At 68.3% G+C, this 2,383-nt stretch carries 2 protein-coding genes; one reads left to right on the forward strand and one right to left on the reverse strand.

What is annotated here, in order from left to right; translation table 11 throughout:
• Nucleotides 1-654: 654 nt before the first annotated feature.
• Nucleotides 655-1,032 carry a MerR family transcriptional regulator gene (locus ACRYR8_RS21065; RefSeq protein ID WP_432486219.1) on the reverse strand — a complete coding sequence of 126 codons (378 nt, stop codon included), beginning with the start codon at nucleotides 1,030-1,032 and terminating at the stop codon, nucleotides 655-657.
• Nucleotides 1,033-1,104: 72 nt separating this feature from the next.
• On the opposite strand from ACRYR8_RS21065, the gene ACRYR8_RS21070 reads away from it, so the two are divergent.
• Nucleotides 1,105-2,184 (forward strand): alkene reductase, encoded by a 1,080-nt coding sequence (locus ACRYR8_RS21070; RefSeq protein WP_432486220.1) that lies wholly within the window; start codon nucleotides 1,105-1,107, stop codon nucleotides 2,182-2,184.
• The last annotated feature ends 199 nt before the right edge of the window (nucleotides 2,185-2,383 follow it).

Here is a 2,383-nt window from a genome sequence, read left to right on the forward strand (position 1 = left end):
CTCAAGAGCCATGACCATCACCGTAGGCGTCGGTGGCCTGAGCGGCCGTGGTCAGACGTCGACCTATCGACCAGTCTGCGAGGTCGCGGACTGGTCATGATCACGCGCACGGAGGGCGGGAGGACCGTGAAGTCGGGGGGGAGGCGCAACTGACAGTGCGCGGGTGATCAGTGCTTGGGGCCTGGGTGGCGGTCGGGCTGAAGGACGTGCTGATCGCACCCAGTACGAAGGGGTCGTGTTGTCGATGCTGTCGCTGCGGGCACCGGTGCCGATGTACTCGTCCTGCACGACGGCCCGGACCGCGGTCGGCACTGCGTCGGCCTGCAACTGGGCGGCAACTGCTGAACCTGTCGCAGGCGTGATGGCCGCTGCGGGCGTCGTTTCGGCCTGCGCGGGAGTGAGCACTGTTGCGGCTAGAGGTAGAAGGAGGAGTGCGTGTCAGGGCGTGGCGGTGGTCCTGTTCGGCATTCGTGTTCTGCTGCCGCTCGCCGTCTGCTTGGCGCTGATGGGCCGGGGCGGTCAGTCTCAGGCGGCATCCCGCGCAGCCATGCCGGGCGGGCGCCTCCGATCCGCAGATGAAGGTCCGTGATTGCGTCTGCAGGTGATCCGCGCGCACGCCGGGACCTCGGGCGTGGTGCAGGTACAGCGGCGCAGTCAGTGACGATCGGCGCCGGCCGCGGTGGCCCGAGTGGAAGGTCGTTCCCCCAAGAGGCGGTCGAGGGCGTCACGGGTGCGCAGGAGTTCGTCGATCTGGACCGTGAGGTGGTCCCGCTGCGCCTGCATCCGCGTCCAAGCCTGGTCTTCATGATCATGGCTGGGGTGGTCTACGCACGTGAGGACGTCGACGATGGCCCTGCTCGGCATGCCTGCGGTGTAGAGGGACTGCAGGAGCCGGACCCGTTCCACATCTGACTCTACGTAGGTCCGTTGCCCGCCGTGGCTGCGAGTGCTCACCAACAGGCCCTGCTCCTCGTAGTAGCGCAGTGCCCGAACGCTGACGCCGACCTTCGCGGCGAGTTCACCGATCCGCATGCCCTCCCCCTTCGACCTCACCTGAGAGCATACTTGCACCTGACGTTAGCGGTAGCTTTTACCGTCGGCGACGTGACTACGACGAACGCCCTCTTCGAGCCCTACGATCTCTCGGGCCTCCACCTGCCCAATCGCATCGCGATGGCTCCGATGAGCCGGGTCCGCTCTAACCCCGAGGGCCTAGCCACCGCGTCGATGGCCACCTACTTCGCCCAGCGCGCGACCGCCGGATTGATCATCAGCGACGGGATCCAGCCCAGCCTGCAGGGTCAGGCGAACCCTCTCACTGCTGGTCTCACCAATCAGGCGCAAACCGACTCGTGGAAGCAGGTCACCGCCGCCGTGCACGCCAACGGCGGTCGGATCTTCGCCCAGCTCATGCACGGCGGCCGGATCGGTCACGCCGACCACACAGGTCTCCAGCCGGTGGGCCCTTCCGCGATCGCCGCCCGCGGCACCACGGTCTTCACCTCCAGCGGCCCTCAGCCCGCACCGGTGCCCCGCGCGTTGAGCACCGCCGAAGCCGGCAAGGAGGCGCTGGTCTACGCCGAGGCCGCCACCCGTGCAGTGGAGGCCGGTTTCGACGGGGTCGAACTCCACGGTGCCAACGGGTACCTCATCGGCCAATTCCTCTCCAGCAGCGCCAACCAGCGCACAGACCGCTACGGCGGGTCGGTCACCGGACGAATTCGTTTCGCCGCGGAGGCGGCCGCGGCCGCGGTGGACGCCGTCGGAGCCGCCCGCGTCGGCATCCGGCTGTCTCCTGGTGCCGGGATCTGGGACGCGATCGACGAGGACGTCCCGGAGCTGTACGGGGCCTTGCTGACCGAACTGGCGACGCTCGACCTAGCCTACGTGCACCTGACCGCCTCGACCGAGGAGGAAACCCTCCTGGGATTTCGCCGCACCTGGCCCGGGGCGTTCCTCGTCAACCCCGTCCACCCAGGAGCTGCAAGACCCGCCGACCGCACCGCAGCGGAGCACTGGCTCGGGCTGGGCGCCGACGTCATCAGCTTCGGACGCGCGTTCCTAGCGAACCCTGACCTCGTCGAACGGCTCCGCGGCGACCTGCCGCTTGCGGAGGGCGACAAGGCCACGTTCTACGTGGGGGGCGACACCGGCTACCTGACGTACCCGACCTACCAGCACTGACCTGCTCACATCTGGCCATCGATGAGCCCCCGTCGGCATCACGAACGCCTCCGACGAAGACGCGGTCATCGCCTACTTGTTGACTTCCCTCACGGCGACGGCCCGGCCAGGCTGGAGCCGAGGTGCCCGGCGTGACGCTCTCTTATCGGCTGCCCACCCGAGGTGGGGTGTGGCTCTCTCATGGCGTGCGGAGCGTCGG

The organism is Kineococcus esterisolvens (genome assembly GCF_050871405.1).
In the GTDB taxonomy this organism is placed as follows: Bacteria; Actinomycetota; Actinomycetes; order Actinomycetales; family Kineococcaceae; genus Kineococcus.